Below are 22,632 nucleotides of genomic sequence, written 5' to 3' on the forward strand. Positions count from 1 at the left end.
CCGGTTGCTTCCCTGCCTGCTGCTGGCTAGCATCGGGCTTTCCTCGACGCAGTCTGCCGATGTCGCCCACGCCAACCCCTGCTTCAGTCGCCGCTCGCCCGCTGCTGGATACTCGCTATAAGGTGGAAACGCCCGAAGGCATCGACCTGATCCTGCGCCCGGCGGGTGTAGTACCGCGCGCCCTGGCATTCAGCATCGACCTGCTGATTCGCGGTGCCCTGCTCGGCGCATTATTTGCCGTGCTCGCCTTGCTCGGCCAATTCGGCATGGGCCTGGGCACCATCCTGCTGTTTCTTGTGACCTGGTGGTACATGGTGCTGTTTGAAGTGCTCAACCAGGGCCGTTCACCCGGCAAGCAGATGATGGGCCTGCGGGTGATTCATGACGACGGCACGCCGATTGGCTGGGCCGCCTCGCTGACCCGCAATCTGCTGCGCTTCGTCGACATCCTGCCCTTTGGCTACACCCTGGGCATTCTCAGCTGCCTGAATCACCCGGCGTTCAAGCGCCTCGGCGATATCGCCGCCGGCACATTGGTGGTGTATCGCGATAACGCCCCGGCAGCCCCCGAATTGCCGCAAGCCGAAGCCCTGCGTGCACCGTTCAGCATGAGCCTGAGCGAGCAGCGCGCCCTACTCGGATTTGCCGAGCGCGCCCAGAGCCTGTCCAGCGCACGACGCCAGGAGCTGGCAAGCATTCTCGCCGAACCGTTGCAGGTACCCACCGAACAGGCCGAACAACAGATCCACGGTATTGCCCGTGGTTTGTTGGGGTCGACATGAAACAGAGCCTATTTGAAAAGCAGCACCAGGCCGACTGGCAAGCCTTCAACACGCAGCTCGAAGCCCTTGAGCGCGGCAAGGCCGATAGCCAGCAGTGCAAGGCTTTTGCCGCCGACTACCGCAGCCTGTGCCAGCACCTGGCCCTGGCGCAGAGTCGTGGCTATAGCAGCCACCTGATCGAGCAGTTGCAGCTGCTCGCCATGCGCGGCCACCAGCAGTTCTATCGCCACCGCAGCCCATTGGGCGGCCAATTACTTGGCTTTATCCTCGCCGGTTTTCCGCGCCTAGTCCGGACCGAATGGCGCTTTGTTGCCGCCGCCAGCCTGTTGTTCTTCGGCAGCCTGCTGCTGATGGGCAGCATGGTCTATCACTTTCCCGACCTGGTCTACGGGGTGATGGCACCCGACCAGGTTGCTGGGATGGAAAAGATGTACGACCCCGACGCCAGGCGCATCGGCCGCTTCAGCGAACGAGACTCCGGCGATGACTGGATGATGTTCGGCTACTACATCATGAACAACATCGGCATCGCCTTTCAGACCTTTGCCAGCGGCCTGCTGTTCGGCCTCGGCAGCCTGTTCTTTCTGCTATTCAATGGTCTGATGATCGGCGCAGTGGCCGGCCATCTGACGCAAATCGGCTATGGCGAAACCTTCTGGTCGTTCGTCGTTGGCCACGGCGCGTTCGAACTGACCGCCATTGCTCTGGCCGGTGCGGCGGGCCTGAAACTCGGCTGGGCACTGCTGGTTCCCGGCCGCCTGCCACGCGGTGAAGCCCTGCGGGTAGCGGCCAGCAGCAGTGTACGGCTGATCGGCGGGGTGATCGTATTTCTCCTGCTGGCGGCCTTTATCGAGGCTTACTGGTCATCCATGGACCTGGCCAGCCCATTGGTTAAATACTGGGTAGGCGCAGGCCTCTGGCTACTGGTGCTGGCCTATCTGCTGCTGGCTGGCCGAGGTGCACATGCGCCTGACTGATGCCAGCGTCGCCATTCGCCCACGCAGCGCCTGGGAAGCCGTCGATCTCGGTGTGTTGCTTGCTAAACAGCATGCCAGCCTGCTGATGGCCAGCTGGGCGCTGGTAACCGTGCCGATATTCGCCCTGCTGTGCCTGCTGCTGTGGGACTACCCAAGCATCGCCCTGCTGATTTTCTGGTGGCTGAAACCGGCCTATGAGCGCCTGCCGCTGTATATCCTCTCGCACGCCCTGTTTGGCTCCACGCCCAGCCTCAAACAAGCGCTGAAAGCCCTGCCCGGCCTGCTCAAACCGCAACTGCTAGCCAGCCTGACCTGGCGCCGACTGAGCCCCACGCGTAGCTTCGACCTACCCGTGCAGCAGCTCGAAGGCCTGTCCGGCAAGGCTCGCAGCCAGCGCCTGATCGTCCTCGGCCAGCGTGATGCAGGCGGCGCCAGCTGGCTGACGGTAGTCGGCATGCACCTGGAGATGGCGCTGTGGTTCGGCATCATCAGCTTCGTCTACATGCTGCTGCCGGCGCAAATGGAGCTGGACTGGACCTGGGACAGCCTGGTCAATGCCGCTTCTGGCGAATGGCTATGGCTTGAGCACCTGTCCAACCTGATTTATGTCCTGCTGCTGATTCTCTGGGAACCGATCTACGTAGCCTGCGGCTTTACCCTCTACCTGAACCGGCGCACCGCCCTGGAAGCCTGGGATATCGAACTGGTATTCCGCCGCTTGCGCCAACGCCTGACTGGCGTGGCCTATGCCCTGCTGCTGGGATGCGGCGTACTGTTGATGCAGGTGCCGAGCAGCGCCATGGCCGCCGCACCCGTAAGCAGCTGCCCGCTGCCGATTGAAGACCCCATTGGGCCGCAAGCCGAACGCTTGCTCAAACAACCGCTGACCAGCCTGGAAGCGCAGGAGAGCATCAGCCAGCTGCTCGATCAGCCGCCCTTCGAACACCGCGAAACCGTCACCCGCTGGCGCCTCGGCGACGAACCCAAGGAGCCCAACGAAGAAGACGCCAAGGCCCTGATCGAGCTACTGGAGAAATTCTTCAAACTCACCGAAATGTGGAAGAGCGTCGACGCTGTGGCGCTGTTCTTCGAAGTGCTGCTGTGGGCTGCGCTGTTCAGCCTAATTGCCTGGCTGCTGTGGCGCTACCGCGACTGGCTGAGCACCTTTGCCGGGCGCCTGCGTCTGCCGCAAGCGCGCAAGTACCAACCGCCAGAACAGCTATTCGGCCTGGAAGTGGCGCCACAAAGCCTGCCAGCGGATATTCCCGGGGAGGTTGAACGGCTCTGGGATGAGCAGCCGCGCGCTGCCCTCGGCCTGCTCTACCGCGCCCTGCTAAGTCGCATGTTGCATGAACAGCGCCTGCCGTTGAAAAGTTCGCACACCGAAGCCGAAGTGCTGCAACTGGTGCAGGCACTGCAGCAGAAAGACCTCAGCCACTTCAGCCATGCTTTGACACGCCACTGGCAGAACCTCGCTTACGGCCATCGCCTACCGCCGGCGGCGCTCAAGCAGGGCCTGTGCAATGCCTGGCGGCGACTGTTCGAACAAGGGGCGCAGGCATGAACCGGCGTCTCCAGTTCTTCCTCGTCGCAGGTCTGCTGTTGGTGCTCGGCTTGCTCGGCATCTACCTGCTGGGCAAGCTCACGCCCTATCAGGAAACCCTCGAACATGGCCCCGATCCCGAAGCGCAGGCCAATCCTTACCTGGCCGCCGAGCATTTCCTGCGCAAGCAGGGCCTGCAGGTGCAACGAGCCGATGGCCTGGAAGTCATGAAGGACCTGCCGAGCGCCGGGCAAACCCTGCTGCTGCTCGGTGATCGTAACCGGATGACGCCCAAGCAGGCCGAACGCCTGCTGTCCTGGGCCGCCAAGGGTGGTCACCTGCTGTTTGTCGCCGAACGGCTGTGGGATGAAGAAGAAGGCAAAAGCGGCGACTTGCTGCTCGACAGCCTGGGCATCCAGCAATACGAGAGCGAAGAGCTCGATGAGGACGCCAGCGAAGCGGCGGATGAAGAGGCCTCAACCGAGGACGAACCCAACGCCGAGCCGCAAGCCGAGCCGATACCAGATGAAGAAACACCGGCCGCTACAGACGAAGGCAACGCCTACCCGGAACTGACCCAGCTTTATCTGGAGAATGAAGAGGCACCGGCCTACTTCAACTTCGACACCGACTACCACCTCTACGATGCCGAGAACCGTGCCCACGCCTGGGCCAACAGCGATGCGGCCACCCACCTGCTGCAGCTCTACCATGGCGATGGTTTGATCAGCGTGGTCAGCGACAGCTGGATCTGGCAGAACCTGGGCATCGGCGAATACGACAACGCATGGTTGCTCTGGTACATGACCCAGGACAGCCAGGTCACCCTGCTCTACCGCGCCGACCGCGATGACCTGTTTAGCCTGTTGCTCGAACACTTCCCCCATGCGTTGGTCGCCCTAGCGCTGTTGCTGGCATTCGGCCTGTGGCACCTGGGCATGCGCCAGGGCCCGCTGCTGTTGCCCGCCAGCCGCAATCGCCGGCAGCTGCAGGAACACCTGCGTGGCAGCGCCGACTTCCTGCTGCGCCACAACGGCCAGCACAGCCTGCTGCAAGGCTTGCAACAGGATATCCAGCGCCGCGCGCGGCATCGTCACCCCGGTTTCGAACGCCTCGCTGTGGCCGAACAATGGCAGGTGCTTAGCCGCCTGACCCGCCAGCCTTCCAGCGTTATCAGCCAAGCCATGCGGCCGTTGCCCAAGCAGCGACTGGCTGCCGCCGATTTCACCCGCCAGGTCGCCAACCTGCAAACCCTCAGGAATGCCCTATGACGAGCGAACACACCCCCGAACAGCCGGAAAGCGCAATCGAACCTGCTGCCGTAACCACTGAGCCCGTCACCGAGGCACCGGCTGCGGCTGCGGCACCAACGCCAGCGCCAGCTGCCCCGGCAGCCGCTGCGGCCAATCCGAATGCTCAGCGCCAGCGTGCCAGCCAGTTGGCTCAAGCGCTGCGCGCTGAATTGCAGAAAGCCCTGATCGGCCAGACGGCGGTGATCGACGATGTGCTCAGCGCCCTGATTGCCGGTGGCCATGTACTGGTCGAAGGCGTTCCCGGCCTGGGCAAGACCCTTCTAGTGCGCGCTCTGGCGCGCTGCTTTGGCGGTGAGTTCTCGCGCATCCAGTTCACCCCGGATCTGATGCCCAGTGACGTTACCGGCCACGCTGTGTATGACCTGCAGAGCGAGCAGTTCAAGCTGCGCAAGGGCCCGGTGTTCACCAACCTGCTGCTGGCGGATGAAATCAACCGCGCCCCGGCCAAGACCCAGGCGGCGCTGCTGGAAGTGATGCAGGAACGTCAGGTGACCTTGGAAGGCCGCGCCCTGAATGTGCCGCTGCCATTTATGGTGCTGGCCACGCAGAACCCGATCGAGCAGGAAGGCACCTACCCGCTGCCGGAAGCCGAACTCGACCGCTTTATGCTCAAGCTGCGCATGGATTACCCCGAGCAGAGCGAAGAGCTGAATATGGTTCGCCAGGTGGCGCGTTCGAGCAAAGCCGACATGCTCGAAGTCACCCCACTGCGCACCCTGCTGCAAGCCCGCGATGTACTGGCACTGCAGAAGATCGCCAGCGACCTGCCGATCGATGAGCAGGTGCTCGATTACGCCGTGCGTATCGCCCGTGCCACCCGTACCTGGCCGGGCCTGGCAATAGGAGCCGGGCCGCGCGCCTCGATTGCCTTGGTCCGCTGCGGCCGTGCCCGCGCCCTGCTGCGCGGCGGTGATTTCGTGCTGCCGGATGACATCAAGGGCTGCGCCCTGGCCGTACTGCGCCACCGCGTACGCTTGTCGCCAGAGCTGGATATCGAAGGCCTATCGGTGGATCAGGTGCTGCAACAACTGCTCGATCAGGTTCCGGCACCGCGCCTATGACCCTCACATGGAAAAAGCCCGCATCGAAAGGCGCTACGGCATGAAACCCTCGCGCGCGTTGCTGGCGCTGCTGGCTGGCCTGTTCGTACTCGGCATTGCACTGGGCATCTGCAGTGCCCTGGCCATCGCCGTGCCGCGCAGCTTTACCCCAATCTACTGGGGTCTGCTGCTAGTGCTGCTTGGCCTGGCGCTGGTCGACGCCCTGCTGCTGCGCCAAGTGCCATCGCCGCGCATCGAGCGCCAGTTGCCCGGCAACCTGCCGCTGGGGCGCTGGAGCGAAGTGCGGCTGAATCTGCACCACAGTTACAACCGCGCGCTGCAGGTTGAGGTGTTCGACCATCTGCCTGGTGATATGGCCTTCGAGCACTTGCCGCTCAAGGTTGATCTACATCCCGGCGAGCAAACTCAGGTCAGCTATCGCGTGCGCCCGCTGCTGCGTGGACACTTTCACTTCCCCCAGTGCGAAGTCAGCCTGCCCAGCCCCATGGGCTTGTGGCGCGCCCGGCGGTATTTGCCGCTAACTGCGGAAACCCGCGTTTACCCGGACTTTGCCCGCCTATATGGCGCGCAGTTGATGGCAGTGGATGACTGGCTCAGCCAGCTTGGCGTGCGCCAGCAGCAACGCCGCGGCCTCGGTCAGGAGTTCCACCAACTGCGAGAGTTTCGCGACGGCGACACCCTGCGGCAAATCGACTGGAAGGCCACCGCGCGCAAACGCACACCGATTGCCCGCGAGTACCAGGATGAGCGCGATCAACAGATCATCTTCCTACTCGATTGCGGCCGGCGTATGCGCAGCCAGGATGGCGAGCTGTCGCACTTCGACCACGCCCTCAACGCCTGCCTGCTGCTCAGCTACGTGGCGCTGCGCCAGGGCGATGCGGTGGGCCTGTCGACCTTTGCAGGCGAGCAGAACCGCTTCCTCGCTCCGGTCAAAGGCCAGGCGCAACTGAATGTGCTGCTCAATGCCCTGTACGACCTGCGCAGCACCCAGCAACCGGCGGACTTCACCGCCGCAGTGGAAAACCTGCTTAGCCGTCAGCGCCGCCGCGCCCTGGTGGTGCTGGTAACCAACCTGCGCGATGAGGATGATCAGGCGCTGCTCGGGGCGGTCAAACGCCTGGGCCGCCAACACCGCGTGCTGGTCGCCAGCTTACGTGAAGAAGTGCTGGATACCCTGCGCCACACCCCGGTACAGGACCTGTCCAGCGCTCTGGATTACTGCGGCACCCTGGACTACCTGAATGCCCGCGCCGGCCTGCACGAGCGCCTGATTGCCAATAAGGTGCCGGTGCTGGATGCGCGGCCTAGTGAATTGGGGCCGCAGCTGGTGAGCAGTTATCTGGCCTGGAAAAAGGCCGGCGTACTGTAACCGCCTCGCCGGCCCAGCCAGCGTTATAGCCACGTCACGTGCTGCTCCAGCGGAAAACGCAGACGCGGGTTGTACACGCCCTTCTCATCCTGCTTGCCCACAGCTAGCAGCATGATCGGCAAAGCCTGACGTGCAATGTTCAGGGTCTTGCGCAAACGCACCTCATCAAAGCCTTCCATCGGGCAGGTGGCATAGCCATGGCTCTGGAAGGCCAACATCAGGTTCTGCGCCGCCAATGCCGTGGACTTGACCGCCCAGATGCGCATCTGCGCGCGGCTGTTGGGCGCGCGCATCAATGGCTTGCGCCAGGCAGCCACGCGCAGCAGCTGACGCTTGAATAACCCAAGTAGGCCAAATGGCCCCTGGTTGTACTGAAAGGGTGCGGTCTTGTTGTAGAAGCTGCGAATCCGCGCCGGCACTTGCGGCTCCGGCCAGTAGTCGATGATGCTCTGGCAAGCCTGCTTCCAGGTGTCCGGACGCGCCAGTACGGCAATAATCAGCGGCGCCTTAGCGGCGTTCTGACTCATGCACACCGGGTGCAAACGGGCCAGCAACGCAGGGTCGCGAATCACCTGAAAACTCCAGGGCTGCAGGTTGCAGGAGTTGGGCGCGAGCACCGCCAGCTCCAGACAATCACGCACGACTTCATCAGGCACAAGTTCAGAGGTAAAGCGTCGCACCGCGCGACGGCTCTCGATCAGCTCACGAAGCGCAGCGGGGGTGGCAGGGGAAATAGCAGTGTCGGCAGGAAACAGGCTCATCTGGGGCATCCTCGGCAGATCGACCGATTAAGCCGCGATGCCTGGCCGCGAACAAGCTGGATACCGGCTTAGTCCGCAGCCTTGGCGCAAATGGCCTTAGCCCAGGGCCTTTTCGATAGCCTGAATGACACTTGGATCATCCGGTGTGGTGCGCGGCGAGAAGCGCGCCAGCACGCGACCGTCGTGACCAACGAGGAATTTCTCGAAGTTCCAGGTGATATCGCCAGGAAATTCGGCACCCTCGCCCGCCAGCAAACGGTACAGCGGATGACGCTCCGGCCCGTTCACCTCAAGCTTGCTGCCCAGGGGAAAGGTCACGCCGTAATTGAGGCTACAGAACTCGCGAATGGCTTCCTCGCTGTCAGGCTCCTGCTCGGCAAACTGGTTGCACGGTAGGCCCAACACGCTGAAACCCTGGTTCTTGTACTGCTGATACAGCTTTTCCAGGCCTGCGTACTGCGGCGTCAGGCCACACTTGGAAGCCACATTAACCACCAACACTACCTGCCCCTTGAAGGGTGCCAGCGGCAGCTCATGGCCATCCAGTGCACGCAGGTTGAGGTCGTGAAAGGCACTCATGGCTAACTCCTTGAGAACACACGGATTACACGTAGCGGACAAAAAAGGCGCCTATCTGAAGGCGCCTTTCTTCTGTTGCAGCTTAGCAGTCGAGCCAGCGGTTGATACGACCATAAGTCGACTCGCGGCTATGACATAAGGCTAAACCTTAGTGGTGATGACCACCTTCGCCATGGATATGCCCATGAGCGACTTCTTCTTCGCTGGCATCACGTACGCTGATGACCTTGACCTTGAAGTGCAGGCGCTGGCCAGCCAGTGGGTGGTTGCCGTCGACAATCACGTCGTCGCCTTCCAGTTCACGGATGGTGACGATCTGCATGCCGCCATCCGGGCCGGAGGCGTGGAACTGCATGCCGATTTCCAGCTCATCAACACCTTCGAACATCGAACGGTTGAGGGTGGCTACCAGCTCGGCGCTGTATTCGCCGTAGGCGTCTTCCGGCTCGACTGCAACTTCCAGCTCGTCGCCGGCTTGCTTGCCCAGCAGGGCTTTTTCCAGGCCGCCGATGATGTTGCCGGCACCGTGCAGATAAGCCAGCGGCGCGCCGCCTGCGGAACTGTCGATCACCTCACCGGCATCGTTAGTCAGGGTATAGTCGATGGAGACGGCCTTATTGGCGGCGATCAGCATGGGGCGAGACCTTTTGCTTGGAAATAAAGAGCGGGCAAGTTTACCCAAGGGCACGCGCGAAAGCGAACCGGACACAGACGGACGGCCAAGCGCGGCCTCAGTGCGCGTGCTTGATTTCCGTCAGGATGAGCACGGCCATTGGGTGGCAGTATTGTCCTGCGGCCATACTCAGCACCTGCGCCACCAGCCGCCCTGGCAGAATCGCGCCTGGGTGCTGGATGCGCAGCAACGCCAGGCGCACGTTGGCGAACCTTTCCTGTGCGGCTGGTGCGCGGCTGAAAAAGGCGCAAGCGAGGCGCTGACAGAGCGCCCGAACCAAGATTTGAACAAGGAGCGGTAAATGCCCGCACGCAATATTCTGGTGATCAACTGCGGCAGTTCATCGATCAAATTTGCCCTGATCAACGAAGACCAAGACGTCTTTATCCTCAGCGGCCTAGCCGAGCGCCTGGGCAGCCCGGATGCGCAAGTTCACTGGCAGCAGGGCGACAGCAAAGACAGCCTGATTCTGCCCCATGCCGATCACCGCGCAGCCCTCGCCCAGGTGTTACCTCTGGTGCAGGCCGCAACGGGCGGGCAATTGCACGGTATTGGCCACCGCGTGGTGCATGGCGGTGAGCACTTCACTGCGGCCTGCCGTCTGGATGCGCTAAGCCTCGCCGCAATTCGCGCCACCGCGCCGCTGGCTCCGCTGCATAACCCGGCCAACCTGCAGGGTATCGAAGCGGCGATCAAGCTGTTCCCCAGCCTGACCCAGGTAGCGGTGTTCGACACTGCGTTTCACCAGACCCTGCCCGAACACGCCTATCGCTACGCCCTACCCGAGCACCTGTACCGTGAACATGGCGTGCGCCGTTATGGCTTCCATGGCACCAGCCACCGCTTTGTCAGCCAGCGCGCCGCAGAAATGGCCGGGCTGTCGGTCAATGCCAGTAGCTGGCTGGTGGCGCACCTGGGCAACGGTTGTTCGACCTGCGCCATCGTCGATGGCCAGAGTCGCGACACCAGCATGGGCCTGACGCCGTTGGAAGGTGTGGTGATGGGCACGCGCAGCGGCGATGTCGACCCCAATCTGCACAGCCACCTGGCGCGCACCCTGGGCTGGAGCCTGGAGCAGATCGAAGCCATGCTCAATAAAGACAGCGGCCTGCTAGGCCTCTCCGGCCTGTCCAATGATATGCGCACCCTGGAACAGGCCCGCGAACACGGCCATGCCGGCGCCACCCTGGCCATCGAGGTGTTCTGCTACCGCCTGGCCAAATCCCTGGCAGCCATGAGCTGCGCCCTGCCGCAACTCGACGGTTTGATCTTTACCGGCGGTATCGGCGAGAACTCAGCGCTGATCCGCAGCAAGGTCGTCGCCCACCTGAAATTGCTCAACCTGGCCCTCGACGAGCCGGCCAACGCCCGCACCGTGCGCGGCTCAGCCGGGCAGATCCAGGCCGATGGACACCCGCGCGTGCTGATCGTACCGACCAATGAAGAACGACAGATTGCCCTCGACACCCTGGCGCTACTCGAAGCCTGATCGTCACCTGACTACTACGGAGCGCGAATGCACACTTTCTTTATTGCCCCCACCGGTTTTGGTGTCGGCCTTACCTCGATCAGCCTGGGCCTGGTCGGCGCCCTGGAGCGTGCCGGCCTCAAGGTCGGCTTCTTCAAACCCATTGCCCAACCGCATCAGGGCGACATGGGCCCAGAGCGTTCCAGCGAGCTGATCGCCCGCACCCATGGCCTGCACTCGCCAAAACCGCTGGCCCTGGCGCATGTCGAGCGCATGCTCGGCGACGGCCAGCTGGATGAACTGCTGGAAGAAATCATCAGCCTCTATCAGCAAGCGGCTGCAGGCAAAGACGTGGTGATCGTCGAAGGCATGGTGCCGACGCGCCAGGCCAGCTACGCCGCGCGAGTCAACTTCCACCTGGCCAAGAGCGTGGATGCCGAGGTGATTCTGGTCTCCGCGCCGGAACAGGAAAGCCTTAGCGAACTGAGCGACCGGGTGGAAATCCAGGCCCAGCTATTTGGCGGGCCGAAGGACGAGAAAGTGCTCGGGGTGATCCTCAACAAGGTACGCAGTGACGATGGCATCGAAGCCTTCGCCGCTCGCCTGAAAGAACTCTCGCCACTGCTCAAGGGCGATGGCTTCCGCCTGCTCGGCTGCATCCCCTGGCAGGACGAGCTGAACGCTCCACGCACCCGCGACATCGCCGACCTGCTCGGCGCGCGGGTGCTGAATGCCGGTGATTACGAGCAGCGGCGCATGCTGAAGATCGTGCTCTGCGCCCGCGCTGTGGCCAACACCGTGCAACTGCTCAAGCCCGGCACCTTGGTGGTGACGCCGGGGGACCGCGACGACATTATCCTCGCCGCCAGCCTGGCCGCCATGAACGGCATGCCGCTGGCCGGCCTGCTGCTGTGCAGCGACTTTGCCCCCGATCCACGGATCATGGAGCTGTGCCGTGGCGCGCTGCAGGGCGGTTTGCCGGTGATGACGGTAAGCACCGGCTCTTACGACACCGCGACCAACCTCAACCGCCTGAACAAGGAAATCCCGGTCGACGACAAGGAGCGTGCGGAAAAAGTCGCCGACTTCGTCGCCAGCCATATCGACCACGAATGGCTGTTCGCTCGTTGCGGTACGCCGCGCGAGCTGCGCATGTCGCCGCCGGCGTTCCGCTACCAGCTCGTGCAACGCGCCAAGGCAGCGAACAAACGCATCGTTCTGCCGGAAGGCAGCGAGCCACGCACCGTACAGGCCGCCGCCATCTGCCAGGCCCGCGGCATCGCCCGCTGCGTGCTGCTGGCCAAGCCGGAAGACGTTCACGCGGTGGCCCACGCCCATGGCATCGAACTGCCGGAAGGCCTGGAAATCCTCGATCCGGACCTGATCCGCGAGCGCTATGTCGAGCCCATGGTCGAGTTGCGCAAAGGCAAAGGGCTGAACGCGCCGATGGCCGCCGCACAACTGGAAGACACCGTGGTGCTGGGCACCATGATGCTCGCACTGGATGAAGTCGACGGTCTGGTTTCCGGTGCCATCAACACCACCGCCAACACCATCCGCCCGGCGCTGCAGCTGATCAAGACCGCGCCCGGCTACAAGCTGGTGTCGTCAGTGTTCTTTATGCTGCTGCCCGATCAAGTGCTGGTCTACGGCGACTGTGCGGTAAACCCAGACCCGACGGCGGTGGAACTGGCAGAAATCGCCCTGCAAAGCGCAGCCTCGGCCAGCGCTTTCGGCATCATTCCGCGGGTGGCGATGCTCAGTTACTCCACCGGCGATTCCGGCAGCGGTGAAGAGGTCGAGAAAGTCCGCGAGGCCACCCGCCTGGCCAAGGCCAGCAACCCCGATCTGCTACTCGACGGCCCGCTACAATACGACGCGGCGGCGATTGAAAGCGTCGGCCGGCAGAAAGCCCCTGGCAGCCCGGTCGCCGGCCGCGCCACGGTGTTTATCTTCCCCGACCTGAATACCGGCAACACCACCTACAAAGCGGTACAACGCAGCGCCGATTGCGTCAGTGTCGGGCCGATGCTGCAGGGCCTGCGCAAGCCGGTAAATGACCTGTCACGCGGTGCACTGGTCGACGATATCGTCTTCACCATTGCCCTGACCGCGATTCAGGCTGCCAACCTGCCGCAGTAACGCATAGCCAGGGCTGCTCAGCGGCAGCCCTGGCCAAGCAAAAGCGCTAAAAATCCGCGAACCGCAGCGATCACCAGCGTTTCGAAAGGCTTGCAGTTCGGTACACAGGCGTTAACCTGTGCGCCGACCGATCTGTGGTGGAAAACCACAGGCATAGATAAGTCGGGGCATAAGCCCCTTTCTTGGAGGCACCTGTCCCCATGCTGCATTTTTTGCCTGCTCCATTACGTGGTTTGATTGCAGGTATGCTGCTCGCCCTCAACACCCTTATCTGCTGCTGGCCGCTATTTATCGGAGCCCTGCTGAAATTTCTGCTGCCCATTCCGAAGGTGCAGCGCGCGCTGCGCGCGGCCATGCATGCGACTGCCGAGTTCTGGATTTCCGTCAACAAATTCTGGATGCATTTGGTAGGCAAGACCGAGTGGAATGTCGAAGGACTCAAGGGCTTCGACATGCAACATTCCTACATGGTGACCAGCAACCATCAGAGCTGGGTAGATATCCTTGTGCTGCAATACCAGCTCAACCGTCGCATCCCCTTTCTCAAGTTCTTCCTCAAGCAAGAGCTGATCTGGGTGCCAGTGATTGGCCTGTGCTGGTGGGCACTGGAATTTCCCTTTATGAAGCGCTTCAGCAAGGAATACCTGGCCAAGCACCCGGAAAAACGCGGTCAGGACCTGGCCACCACGCGCAAGGCCTGCGAGCGTTACAAGACCAACCCGGTGTCGGTGTTCAACTTCCTCGAAGGCACACGCCTGTCACCCGCCAAGCACGCGCAGCAGCAGTCACCGTTCAAGCACCTGCTCAAGCCCAAGGCTGGCGGCATTGCCTTTGTACTGGATGCAATGGGTGAACAGCTGCACAGCCTGGTCAACGTCACCATTCATTACCCGCAGGGCACCCCAGGATTCTGGGATCTGCTGTGCGGGCGGATTGACCAGGTGGTGGTGCGTTTCGATCAGGTGCAGATTCCCGAGGAATTTATTGGCGGCAACTACGATCAGGACGAAGCCTACCGCCTGCAGTTCCAGCAGTGGGTCAACCAGTTGTGGCTGGATAAGGATGCGCAGCTGGATGAGCTAAAGCAGCGCTATCCCGCGCGCTAAAACGCTATCGCAGCAGCCTCAAGCCCGCTTAATCAGCGGGCTTTTCATTGCGTAGCGGCAAGTTGTGCCAATCCAGCTGCGCGGGGAAGGTTTTGATCTGCTCGGCGCTCAGCCCTGGCGCAACCAGAAAGCCCTGCATGATCGCGCAGTTGTGCGCGGCCAACCAATCTCGCTGGGCCATGGTTTCCACGCCCTCGGCGATCACTTCCAAACCCAGGTTACGCCCCAGGTCGATGATGGTGCTGACCACCGCGGCGTCGCGCGGCGAGTCGAGCATATTGGAGATAAACAGCCGGTCGATTTTCAGCGTATCCAGCTCGAAATGGCGCAGGTAGGCCAGCGACGAGTAACCGGTGCCGAAGTCATCGATGGCGATCTTTACGCCCAGTTTGCGCAGCTGGCGCAGCTGTTCCTGGCTGGTTTCCAGGTCCTGCATCAGCGCGCTTTCGGTAACCTCCACCTCCAGCTGTTGCGGGGCCAACTCATGCTGATCCAGCACCCGACGCAGGTCATCGACCAGTTGCGGCATGCCGAACTGCACCGGGCTGACATTCAGGCTGATCACCAGCTCGTCGCCGTACTGCTGGCTCAGCTGTTGGCACTTTTCCACCCCTGCCTGGAAGATCCAGCTGCCCAGTCGATTGATCAGGCGAGTTTCTTCCAGCAGTGGAATAAACACCCCGGGGGCCACAGTGCCGGCAACCCGATGCTGCCAGCGCAGTAAAGCCTCGAAGCCGCGCAGACGCCCGGTTTCCAGGTAGATCTGCGGCTGATAGACCAGGACGAAATCATCATTCTCGATGGCATTGCGCAGGCTTTCTTCAAGCATCAGCCGTGAGCGCGCGCGGCCGTTCATTTCCGGGGAGAAGAAGCGGTATTGCTGGCGACCAGTGCGTTTAGCCTCGTACATCGCCATGTCCGCTGCCCGCAGCAAACCTTCCACGGTTTGCCCACATTCAGGGAAACAGGCAATGCCCACGCTCGCGCCCAGGGTCACCTCAATGCCGTCGAGGTTATGCCGCACCGACACCTGCTCGATCAGTTTTTCGGCGATGCGCGCGGCGTCTTCCGGGTGCTCCAGGCTGTCGAGCAAGGCGGTGAATTCATCGCCGCCAATGCGCGCCAGGCTGTCGTAGGGTCGTAGACTGGCCTTGAGTTGTTCGCCGACCAGTTTTAGCAAACGGTCGCCGACATCGTGGCCGAGCGAATCATTGATGCGTTTGAAACCATCCAGATCGAGATAGAGCACGGCCATGCGCTGACCGCTGCGATTGATCCGCGACAGCGCCGACTCCAACGCCTGATAGAAGCCACGACGGTTAAGCAGGCCGGTCAGGGCATCGGTAATCGCCTGGGACTCCAGCTGCTGATGCAGGTGGCGCACCACCGACATATCCAGGGCCATCACTACCATCGCGTGCTGTAGGCGCGGCAAGGGTGAACAGGACAGCGCTACCGGCACCTGCCCGCCGTTCAGCGTGCGCAAGCTGGCATCGTGCAAGCGATAAGCTTCGCCGCGCCGCCACTGCAGATAAAACTCGGACTGACGCCAGTCGCTGGTCACTTGCGGGCTGACCAGGTAGGAAAGCATTTCACTGCCTTCCAGATCGTTGATCGAACCCTCAAGCATGCGCGCCATGGCCGGGTTGGCGAAATTGATGCGGCCATCTTCGCCCACCACCATGATGCCTTCAGCGGCGTTGTCCAGCACCGAGGCATTGAAGGCCCGCGCCGTGTCCAGTTGCTGGGTCAGCTGCAGCAGTTCGCTGCGACTGCGCTCATGTTCGAGCAGGGCGTGAATCTTGTGGCGCAGCACGTTGGAGTCAAACGGTTTGAGCACGAAATCCACCGCGCCGGTGGCGTAGCCCTTGATGACCGAGTCCTGGGTCTGGGAGATAGCGGACACGAAGATGATCGGGGTGTAGCGGGTACGCGGGTTGCCGCGCATCAGCCGGGCGACTTCGAAGCCGTCCATGTGCGGCATTTGCACATCCAGCAGCACCAGGCCGACGTCCTCTTCGAGCAGGCACTGCAGGGCGGCCTCGCCCGAGTCGACACAGCGCAGTTGCCAGTCGCCCTCTTCCAGCAGGGCTTGCATGGCCTCCAAATTCTCCGGGCGGTCGTCCACCACCAGCAGAATCTGCGTACTGGCGGCGACCTTCAGCTGCACGTGTGCCATATCTCCTCCCTGTGTCCCTGGCGAGCGCCTTGCGACTCCTGTTGCGGTTCAGGTTAGCAGGCGCTGGCAAAACTACTGCGGTGGTGCTGCAGGTGCTGCGAATGAGCGCTTCGGTGGCTCGACAGTGGCCAACCAGCGCACCAGCAGCTCGAGCAAAGCCTCGCGGCTGACCGGTTTGGCCAGGTAGTCATCGGCGCCCGCAGTGATGCACTTCTCCCGGTCCCCCTTCATCGCATGCGCGGTCAGGGCGATGATCGGAATATTGCAGCCATGCTCGGTCTTGAGCAGCCGGGTAGCGGTGTAGCCGTCCATGGTCGGCATCGCCATGTCCATCAGGATCAGGTCGAACGGCTCGCGCTCATAACAGTTGATGGCTTCCTGGCCGTCCTTGGCCGAGCTGATGATCAACCCCACCTCGTCGAGCAAGGCGGTCAAGGCGTAGACGTTGCGCACATCATCATCCACCAGCAGCACACGCCGCCCTTCCAGCGGGCTCTCGACACTGAAGCCTCTCGCCCCTGAGGGGGCGCGCACACTGCCGAGAAAGCCCTGCACCGCCTCGCTCAGTTCCTGCATGTCCTCGCCGTGCTTGTGCACCACCACAGCGCTGTAACGGCGCAGGCGCTGCAAAGCCTGGCGGGTGACATCGACACCGGTATTGATCACCACCCGCGTGCCATTCAGCGGACGCTGCCGGTTGAGGGTTTCCAGCAGTTCAAAGCCGTCCTGATCGGGCAGGTCGAGGTCGATCACCAATGCGTTAAACATCCCACTGGCGTAGGCCTGCTGCGCCTCATCGGCACGCGCGCAGGCCTGTACATCGAAGCCCAGCTGCTGCAGATGCTCACGGTAATGTTCACGCTCAACCTCGACATCCTCGACCAGCAACAGCCGTTGCGCCGGGGACTGGTCAAGCTGCTGCAGGTCGACAAAGACCTGCTCCAGATCCGCGCGCTGGATCGGCTTGACCAGGTAGCGCGTGCCGTCATCATTCCAGTCCACCGGTTGCGGCACGCAGGAGATGATATGCACCGGCGTGTTGCGATGGCTGGCCTGGCCGCGCAGGCGGCGAAACAGCTGCCAACCGCTGATATCCGGCAGCAGGATATCCAGGATCACCGCACTGAAATGCTCGCCTTGCAGCAGGTTGAGCGCCTGCAACCCAGAGCGGCAATGCACGCTGGAAAAGCCGTGGGCATGCGCCTCTTCGGCCAACACCGCGGCAAAATTCACATCGTCTTCGACAATCAGCACCGCAGGGCCTTCACCGCTGCGTTGCGGCGCGTCTGCTGCCGGCTCCGTCTGGGCCTGCGCCACCACGCGCACCGGCAGGTGCACGGTAAAGCAGGAGCCTTCACCCGGCGCGCTTTGCAGGCTGATCTCGCCGTCCATCGCCAGTACCAGCTGACGGGTAATCGCCAACCCCAACCCGGTGCCACCGAAGCGCCGACTGGTGGAACCGTCGATCTGCTGAAAGGCCTGGAAAATCTGCTCATGCTGCTCGGCCGCAATGCCAATGCCGCTGTCGCGCACGCTGAAGTTGAGCAGCTCATGGCCCTCCTCCGGTTCACCGCTGGCGCAGGAAACAGTCAGGCTGACCTCGCCGTGCTCGGTGAACTTGAGGGCATTGGACAGCAGGTTGCGCAGGATCTGCTGCAGGCGGATGCGGTCCGTGTGAATCACCCGTGGCACCCCGGCCTCCAGCTGGGTATGCAAACGCAGGCCCTTGATCTCGGCCATCGGCCGCAGGCTGGCATCCAGCTCGACCAGAATGTCCTGCATGTTCAGCGGTTCGAGCTTGAGCTGCATGCGCCCGGATTCGACCTTGGCCAGGTCCAGCACATCGTTGATCAGCTGCAGCAGATCACTGCCAGCGCGGTGCACGATGTCGGCATGCTTGGCCTGCTTCTCGGTCAGGTTGCCGGCGCTGTTCAGGCGCAGCTGATCGCTGAGAATCAGGATGCTATTGAGCGGCGTGCGCAGCTCGTGGGACATGTTGGCGAGAAATTCCGACTTGTAGCGGTTGGCCAGAATCAGCTGCTCGGCCTGATCACGCAGGCGCTGCTCGGCGGCCTTACGCTCGCTGATGTCGATGATCACTGCCTGCACCAGTGCATCTTCGCCGCCACGGATCGGCGAAAGGCCCACCTCCAACGGAATCTGTCGACCATCGCGGTGCTGGCCGAACAGCTCACGGTTATTGCCCATGCGCCGTGGTTCCGGGGTTTTCTGGTAGCCCTGGCGCATCGGCACATGGCTGCCACGCAAGGCCGTGGGCAGCAAAATCTCTACCGGCTGAGAGAGCAACTCCTCGCGGCCATAACCAAACATCTGCTCGGTCTGGCGGTTGACCATGGCGATACAGCCTTGATTGTCGACCAGCACAATGGCATTGGGCGACGCTTCGACCACCAGACGGAAACGCTCTTCAGCGCCTTTGCGCGCGCGCAGGTCAATCAGGTTGATCAGGTAATTGACCCCACCAGAGTCGCCCAGCACGCTCAGGCTCAGGGCCACCGGCACTTCTTCGCCGAGGTCGCGACGGGCCAGGTATTCATTGGACAGCTCAGAGGTATCGTGATCAATCGCCAGTGCACTCAGTTGCTCGACGGTCGGCAGAAAGCGTTTGACCCGCTCACCGATCAAGCCCTCGGTGGTCGAATCGAGCAAGTCGGCGGCGCTGCGGTTGGCCATCTCGATACGGCCCTGGGCGTTGCACAGCAACGTCGCCACCGGCAGCCGCTCGACCAGCAGGCGAAAACGCTCTTCACGCTCACGCAATTTATCGGTGGCCAGATGATTGGCATGCAGCTCGCGCTCACGCAGATACAGGTAGCCACCAACCAGCAACGCCAGCAGAGCCGCTGCCACCAAGCCGATCCACAGACTGATGCCGCCACGGCTGGACAGAGTGGCCTCAAAAGCCGCCGTACTGGTTACCTCCAGAACCCAGTTACGGCCATACAGCGGCAATTCCAGCACATGCTTGAAGCGTGGCTGCAGCTCTGCGCCCTGCGCCTCGGCGCTTAACAACGGGGTTTGCAAGGCTTGCTGATCCTTGATCACCACATCGAAACGCTGGCTCTGCGCACCGAGAATGCCCTCCATCAGCTCATGGCTGCGAAACGCCCCATGCACCACGCCAAGCAAGGCCGCCCGACGCTCCTCAGCACTACTCTGCGGCATGCCAGGCAGGTACACCGGGAGAAACAGCAGCACCCCACCCTGCACATTGGCCTCGGTTTCCTGGCGCAAGGTGACCGGCGCACTGAGAATTGCCTGGCCACTGTCGATGGCCTGCTCAACTGCGGCATTCCGTACGGCTTCGCTGAGCATGTCGTAACCCAGCACCCTTCGGTTGCGCCAATCCAGCGGGCTGATGTAGTCGATCAACAGGTAATGCTCGCGCGCCCCTGCTGGGGAAATCTGGTAGTCCGCTCGCCCCTGGCTCTGCTGCGCAGCCAGAAAAGCATCAAGCTGTTCGGCACGCAGATACCGCGACCAGGCCAGGGCCAGGATGCCCGGATAGCGGTCTTGCAGCTGCAGCTGATCGAGGGCGCGATCCCATTCAGTCAGGGACACATGGTCACTACCGGTCATCAGCCCGGAAACGCCCCGCAGGACCATTTCATAGGCGCGCATACGGCTTCTCACGCGCTGGCCGATGTCCTGCGCTTCCAGCTCGAAGCGCTGCTGGCTCTGCTCGCGCTCACGCTGTTCGAAGACCTGCCACTGCCAGACGATCAAGGCCCCCAGGCCAAGCGACAAGGCCAGGGTGACCCACAATGGCAGCCAGGGTTTACGCGAAGTGGGTGCTGGCTTGTCGTCCATGATCTCTCCAGTTTTCGTCCATGTCTGGCGCGGGCAACGCGCCGTTGCGGCGGGGTTATTGGAACCACTGCCAGCAGTCTAGTCACGAATTGAACAGGCGGCCGAGTCTAAATTGCAGGCATAAAAAAGCCGCGCATTCAGGCGAATGCGCGGCTTTTATGGGGCGCTGCGGTTACAGCGGACGCAGGTTGATTTCTACCCGGCGGTTCTGCGCGCGACCTGCTTCATTGGCATTGCTGGCAATCGGCTGGTTCGGACCTGCGCCAAAGGACGTCAGGCGCGAAGCTGGCACGCCATTGGCACTCAGGTAAGAAGCGACGCTCTGCGCACGGCGATTGGAGAGGTTCTGGTTCAACTCCAACGAACCGGTGCTGTCGGTATGACCGACGATATCCACACCGTTCTTGTCGAACTCCTTGAACACCGTGGCCAGGGAGTTGAGCGTTGGGTAAAAGCTGCTGGAGATATCTGCCGAGTTGCTGGCAAAGGTGATATTGCCCGGCATGATCAGCTTCAGGTCATCGCCATTGCGCTGCACCTGTACGCCAGTGCCCTGCAGGGTCTGACGCAGCTTGGCTTCCTGGGTATCGACGTAATAGCCGTAGCCACCACCTGCCGCGCCACCAACTGCCGCACCGATCAAGGCACCTTTGGCGCGGTCCTTCTTGCTGGACGTGGCAGCGCCAATCACCGCACCGGTAACTGCGCCAACACCACCGTAGATGCCCGCCTTGCCCGCTTCACGCTCACCGGTATAAGGGTTGGTGGTACAGCCGGCGAGCACGCCAAGACCGAGGGTAACAACAGCCAGATTTCGCCACAGCTTCATGCGTACTTCCTTTGAATATCGGATCGGGACAGGTTTGCACCTGGATTTTCGAGCCAGAAACGCGGTTTAAGTTCCCCTCGCCGCGCAATTGAGTGGGAGGACTATGCCCGAATGAAGGGGTTCTCGCGCATCTCATCGCCGAGGCGCGTATCGGCACCATGGCCAGTCACCACGGTGGCGTCCTCGTCCAGGATATACAAACGCTGCTTGATCGAGCGCTCGATGGTCGCGTAATCACCGCCCCACAGGTCGGTGCGACCGATACCACGCTTGAACAGAGTGTCGCCGGCAATCAGCAGTTTGTCCTGGGGGAACCAGAAGCTCATCGAGCCTGGCGTATGCCCCGGCGTGTGCAGCGCCACGCCACAGCCGCAGGCCAGCTCCTCATCATCGGCCAACCACTGATCCGGCGACGGCACCGGCGTGTAGGGCACACCGAACATGCGGCACTGCATTTCCAGGTTATCCCAGAGGAACTGATCTTCCTTATGCAGGTGCAGGGTCGCGCCGGTCTTCTCCTTCATCTGCCCGGAGGCGAGGAAGTGATCCAGATGGGCGTGGGTGTGGATGATGCTTACCACCTTCAGCCCATGGGCCTCCAGGCGTGCCATGATCAAATCGGGATTGCCACCCGGATCGACCACAATGGCCTTCTTGGTCAGCGGGTCACCGATGATCGTGCAGTTGCACTGCAAAGGCCCGACGGGGAAGGTTTCGCGGATCAGGGTCGGGGTTGCGGCAGAACTCATGGTTATTCCTCAGCGCGGTAATCGCTGGGCAGTTTACCCGTCCATTTCTTGAACGCACGGCGAAAATTCGACGGGTCGCTGAAGCCCAGCAGGTAGGCGATTTCATACAGCGGCAGGTGGGTGGTGGTGAGGTATTGCAGGGCCAGGCTCTTGCGCACCTCATCGAGCACCTGCTGGTAACTGGTGCCCATAATCGATAGGTGTCGGCGCAGGCTGCGGCCGCTGGTGTGCAGGGCTGCGGCGGCGCTAGCCAGGTCGGGAAAGTCGCCGGGGCGCGCCAGCAACAGACGGCGCACGCGGGTCAGCAGGCCGTCCTGCACATCCAGGCTGGCCAGCAGCGCTTCGCATTGCTGCTCGCACATCTGCACCGTTGCCGGGTTGGCCAGGGCCATCGGCCGATCCAGGTAGGTGATCGGCATGCTCAGGCGATGGTAAGGCTGCTCAAACGCCACCGGCACGCCAAACAACCGTTCGTAGCGCTCGGCGTAATGCGGTGCGGCATGGGCAAAGCCCACCTCCACCTCCTGCAAGCGCTCCCCCACCAGAAACCGCGCGATGGTGTAGAGGCTGGTCAGCAAACCTTCTGCGGCGAAACGGCTGAGCGGACCAAGCGGCATGGTTTCGCTGGCGCGCAATTCAATCCGCGCGCCCAGTTCGACCATTTCCAGCTCATAAGTTAGGCCCAGCACCCTGTAATACTTCAGAGCGAACTGCATGGCCTTGCCCAGGTTGGCGCTGGACAGCACCGCATAACCGAGGATGCCGTGGGTCGAGACGTTCAGCCGCTGCCCGAGCAGCAGACCCAGCGCCGGTTCATCACAGAGGCGTAAGGCGCTACTGGTGAGCTGGGTGAAATCAATAAAGGACAACCGCCCCTGCGGATTGCCCATCACTTCGGGGCGTACCCGCGCCTCGGCAAACAGCTGCGCACGCGGCACGCCCAGCTCCTCAACCAGGTCGAGCAAGGCGGCGGCGTAGGCGACGGGAACCAGTTCGGCAGAGAAATTCAATGATGGCTTCATGGGCTTCTTATTATCTGGCCAGATATGACCACTGGCAGCGACGATAACCTTGTTCGACAAAACCCGACAAGGGCATCCATGCACCACAGTGCCGGGTCGGCAAACCTGCTGAGTTCGCACAAAGGCTTTAGCCATACTCAGGACTTGGCAGGTCGCTCACCACAACCGAAGGTTGGGCGCATGCATGCTAGTGCCGCAGTAAATGCCCGGCTTCACCCTGAAAAACGCTCTAGCACGGGCACTAG

The 22,632-nt window shown here is 62.1% G+C and carries 18 protein-coding genes; 10 read left to right on the plus strand and 8 right to left on the minus strand.

The features are described 5' to 3' along the window. Window positions 1–59: 59 nt before the first annotated feature. Genes ACQ4LH_RS13910 through ACQ4LH_RS13935 form a run of 6 tightly spaced genes read left to right on the plus strand, consistent with a single transcriptional unit; the run spans window position 60 to window position 7,048 of the window. On the plus strand, window positions 60–782 hold the full coding sequence (locus ACQ4LH_RS13910) for an RDD family protein (RefSeq protein WP_430697695.1): 723 nt from the start codon (window positions 60–62) through the stop codon (window positions 780–782). Further along, window positions 779–1,759: a stage II sporulation protein M gene (locus ACQ4LH_RS13915; RefSeq protein ID WP_430697696.1), complete on the plus strand. Its 981-nt coding sequence runs from the start codon at window positions 779–781 to the stop codon at window positions 1,757–1,759. The genes ACQ4LH_RS13910 and ACQ4LH_RS13915 overlap by 4 nt, the downstream gene beginning before the upstream one ends. Then, a complete protein-coding gene (locus tag ACQ4LH_RS13920; RefSeq protein WP_430697697.1) occupies window positions 1,746–3,323 on the plus strand; it encodes a DUF4129 domain-containing protein in 1,578 nt (525 codons plus the stop codon). The genes ACQ4LH_RS13915 and ACQ4LH_RS13920 overlap by 14 nt, the downstream gene beginning before the upstream one ends. After that, window positions 3,320–4,573, plus strand: a complete 1,254-nt coding sequence (locus tag ACQ4LH_RS13925; protein ID WP_430697698.1) for a DUF4350 domain-containing protein — start codon at window positions 3,320–3,322, stop codon at window positions 4,571–4,573. Before ACQ4LH_RS13920 ends, ACQ4LH_RS13925 begins: the two co-directional genes overlap by 4 nt. Continuing rightward, window positions 4,570–5,676, plus strand: coding sequence for an AAA family ATPase (locus ACQ4LH_RS13930; RefSeq protein ID WP_430697699.1), 1,107 nt, complete (start codon window positions 4,570–4,572; stop codon window positions 5,674–5,676). Before ACQ4LH_RS13925 ends, ACQ4LH_RS13930 begins: the two co-directional genes overlap by 4 nt. A 40-nt stretch (window positions 5,677–5,716) precedes the next feature. After that, window positions 5,717–7,048, plus strand: coding sequence for a DUF58 domain-containing protein (locus ACQ4LH_RS13935; RefSeq protein WP_430697700.1), 1,332 nt, complete (start codon window positions 5,717–5,719; stop codon window positions 7,046–7,048). A gap of 23 nt (window positions 7,049–7,071) precedes the next feature. On the opposite strand, the gene ACQ4LH_RS13940 is transcribed toward ACQ4LH_RS13935, so the two are convergent. The 3 genes from ACQ4LH_RS13940 to ACQ4LH_RS13950 all read right to left on the minus strand — a co-directional run bounded on the left by ACQ4LH_RS13940 (window position 7,072) and on the right by ACQ4LH_RS13950 (window position 9,022). Then, window positions 7,072–7,809, minus strand: a complete 738-nt coding sequence (locus ACQ4LH_RS13940) for a nitroreductase family protein (RefSeq protein WP_430697701.1) — start codon at window positions 7,807–7,809, stop codon at window positions 7,072–7,074. A 96-nt stretch (window positions 7,810–7,905) separates the two neighbouring features. After that, window positions 7,906–8,388: a glutathione peroxidase gene (locus ACQ4LH_RS13945; RefSeq protein ID WP_430697702.1), complete on the minus strand. Its 483-nt coding sequence runs from the start codon at window positions 8,386–8,388 to the stop codon at window positions 7,906–7,908. 148 nt (window positions 8,389–8,536) lie between these two features. Then, complete coding sequence (locus ACQ4LH_RS13950) at window positions 8,537–9,022, minus strand: FKBP-type peptidyl-prolyl cis-trans isomerase (RefSeq protein ID WP_305593363.1); 486 nt, start codon at window positions 9,020–9,022, stop codon at window positions 8,537–8,539. On the opposite strand from ACQ4LH_RS13950, the gene ACQ4LH_RS13955 reads away from it, so the two are divergent. The 4 genes from ACQ4LH_RS13955 to ACQ4LH_RS13970 all read left to right on the plus strand — a co-directional run bounded on the left by ACQ4LH_RS13955 (window position 8,991) and on the right by ACQ4LH_RS13970 (window position 13,777). After that, a complete protein-coding gene (locus tag ACQ4LH_RS13955; protein ID WP_430697703.1) occupies window positions 8,991–9,362 on the plus strand; it encodes a DUF3565 domain-containing protein in 372 nt (123 codons plus the stop codon). The genes ACQ4LH_RS13950 and ACQ4LH_RS13955 overlap by 32 nt on opposite strands. Then, window positions 9,363–10,550: an acetate kinase gene (locus ACQ4LH_RS13960; RefSeq protein ID WP_430697704.1), complete on the plus strand. Its 1,188-nt coding sequence runs from the start codon at window positions 9,363–9,365 to the stop codon at window positions 10,548–10,550. Between the two features lie 27 nt (window positions 10,551–10,577). Beyond that, window positions 10,578–12,671 carry a phosphate acetyltransferase gene (gene pta, locus ACQ4LH_RS13965; RefSeq protein WP_430697705.1) on the plus strand — a complete coding sequence of 698 codons (2,094 nt, stop codon included), beginning with the start codon at window positions 10,578–10,580 and terminating at the stop codon, window positions 12,669–12,671. Between the two features lie 200 nt (window positions 12,672–12,871). Beyond that, window positions 12,872–13,777, plus strand: coding sequence for an acyltransferase (locus tag ACQ4LH_RS13970; RefSeq protein ID WP_430697706.1), 906 nt, complete (start codon window positions 12,872–12,874; stop codon window positions 13,775–13,777). Between the two features lie 28 nt (window positions 13,778–13,805). On the opposite strand, the gene ACQ4LH_RS13975 is transcribed toward ACQ4LH_RS13970, so the two are convergent. From ACQ4LH_RS13975 to ACQ4LH_RS13995, 5 genes are all read right to left on the minus strand, one after another. Further along, entirely contained in the window at window positions 13,806–15,956 is a 2,151-nt protein-coding gene (locus tag ACQ4LH_RS13975; protein WP_430697707.1) for a putative bifunctional diguanylate cyclase/phosphodiesterase, read from the minus strand. Between the two features lie 72 nt (window positions 15,957–16,028). Continuing rightward, window positions 16,029–19,787, minus strand: a complete 3,759-nt coding sequence (locus ACQ4LH_RS13980; protein ID WP_430697708.1) for a response regulator — start codon at window positions 19,785–19,787, stop codon at window positions 16,029–16,031. A 172-nt stretch (window positions 19,788–19,959) separates the two neighbouring features. After that, the gene (locus ACQ4LH_RS13985) at window positions 19,960–20,616 is read right to left on the minus strand and encodes an OmpA family protein (protein ID WP_430697709.1); all 657 of its coding nucleotides are present in this window, start codon (window positions 20,614–20,616) and stop codon (window positions 19,960–19,962) included. Between the two features lie 101 nt (window positions 20,617–20,717). Next, entirely contained in the window at window positions 20,718–21,365 is a 648-nt protein-coding gene (locus ACQ4LH_RS13990) for an MBL fold metallo-hydrolase (protein ID WP_430697710.1), read from the minus strand. Between the two features lie 2 nt (window positions 21,366–21,367). Then, window positions 21,368–22,387 carry an AraC family transcriptional regulator gene (locus ACQ4LH_RS13995; protein WP_430697711.1) on the minus strand — a complete coding sequence of 340 codons (1,020 nt, stop codon included), beginning with the start codon at window positions 22,385–22,387 and terminating at the stop codon, window positions 21,368–21,370. Window positions 22,388–22,632: the final 245 nt, after the last annotated feature.

Origin of the sequence: Pseudomonas peli (assembly GCF_050563605.1) — a bacterium.
GTDB classification, from domain to species: domain Bacteria; phylum Pseudomonadota; class Gammaproteobacteria; order Pseudomonadales; family Pseudomonadaceae; genus Aquipseudomonas; species Aquipseudomonas peli_A.